The sequence below is a fragment of the Moorena sp. SIO3I6 genome (assembly GCF_010672095.1).
Genome location: NZ_JAAHHU010001090.1, coordinates 1 through 1,696 on the forward strand (window position 1 = coordinate 1; position 1,696 = coordinate 1,696).

Consider the following 1,696-nt stretch of genomic DNA (forward strand, 5'->3'; position numbering starts at 1 on the left):
CCCGCAACAGTACCTAACAAAGGTGACGCTATTTTCGATAGTTCCAAACCAGCTAAAAAGGAGAATGGTTCCATAATTTATAGGTAATTATGTTCGATGCTATTAATTATAGCAATTTAGGGAGCAGAGAGCAGGGTTTTTTGCGTGGGTTTGGATCCCCCTAAATCCCCCTTAATAAGGGGGACTTTCCAGATAGATTTCCAGACTCCCCCCAATAATCAGGCTTTTGAGATAGATTTCCCGACTTCTTACAATAATCAGGTTTGGATCCCCCTAAATCCCCCTTAATAAGGGGGACTTTCTTAATTTATAAATTTAGGGGGTGGGTTTTGATACCCCTAAATCCCCCGAGCAATCCCTCGCTCGGGGGACTTTTGAGATAGATTTCCGACTCCCCCCTTTGATAAGGGGGGCTGGGGGGGATCGAGCAAATAAATAGGATAGAAAGGGATGGTATCTAGGAGCCGCTACGCAAACCGACTCCCCCAAGCTAAGACCATTACCCTAATTCCTAATACCTAAAAAAACGATATAGCATTTCTAGGATTTATGAGGTACGCTTTTAAACCTCAAAGTCCCCCTTATTAAGGGGGATTTAGGGGGATCCCTACCTCATGGCATAGAAAATTGCTATAAAATCGTTAACTTATTGAATTTTGAAACAGTTCTAAGTTGTGTTAGGGGGAAGCTCACTGCTGATCCGAACGCACACTGCTTCAAAATTATGCAATACTTCATCATTGGTAAATCGAATTACTTTTAATCCATAACCTTCAAGAATCTGGCTTCTTTCTTGATCATAAGCTTGGCCAGCTTCTGTATAATGAGACTCTCCATCAACTTCAATCACTAATTTTAAAGCAGCGCAATAAAAGTCAACAATAAAATTCCCTATCGGTCTTTGTCGCAAGACTCTAAACTGAAAATTTTTTAAATAGTCAGACCACAGCTTTTTCTCGGCTGGTGTCATAGTTTTTCTTAATTCTTTAGCTCTGCTTACTAAATTGGAGTTATAAGGCAGATGAAATTGTTTTTGTTGGCGATCGCACATTTTACAAGAATTGAGCTTGTGGTTTTTGCCGTGGGTTTTGATCCCCCTAAATCCCCCTTAATAAGGGGGACTTTTTAGATAGATTGGCGGACTTATTACAATAATCAGCCTTTCTATATAGGTTTCCGAGCTCCCCCCTTTGATAAGGGGGGCTGGGGGGGATCCAGCAAGTCAATGGCATAGAAAGAGATGGTATCTAGGAGCCGCTACGGGAACCCATAAATATCTTATCAATTTAAATACTATCCCAAGATTACGATCTAAACTTAAATACTATCGCAAAATTAACCTTTAAAATTAAATGTAATGCTCTGATGCACTAAGGGATTTGCCGTAGGCTATGCTACGCGATCGCTAATACAAAATTAAGCAAAAAAAAATTATTATATACCCCCTTTTGCAAAAAAAATCAAAAATTACTTGACAAATTAAATAATTATTTATTACCATAAAAATGTCACCAATACAACAACAAAAAACATTATGGACATCGAAAACTTTCTCCCAAATTTCGAGTATAACCCCAACAATCCTAATCTCCCTGACTCATTTGGCAAACCCCAGCCAGGACGGAAGCAAATCAAACATATATTGATCGGTTCTCCCAAAATTGTGCGGGTCACAATCTATAGCCTTTATAGCCGT

The 1,696-nt window shown here is 39.3% G+C and carries 1 protein-coding gene; it reads right to left on the minus strand.

What is annotated here, in order from left to right; translation table 11 throughout:
- Positions 1-667: 667 nt before the first annotated feature.
- The gene (locus F6K49_RS46430) at positions 668-1,051 is read right to left on the minus strand and encodes an endonuclease domain-containing protein (RefSeq protein ID WP_075897323.1); all 384 of its coding nucleotides are present in this window, start codon (positions 1,049-1,051) and stop codon (positions 668-670) included.
- Positions 1,052-1,696 lie beyond the last annotated feature (645 nt).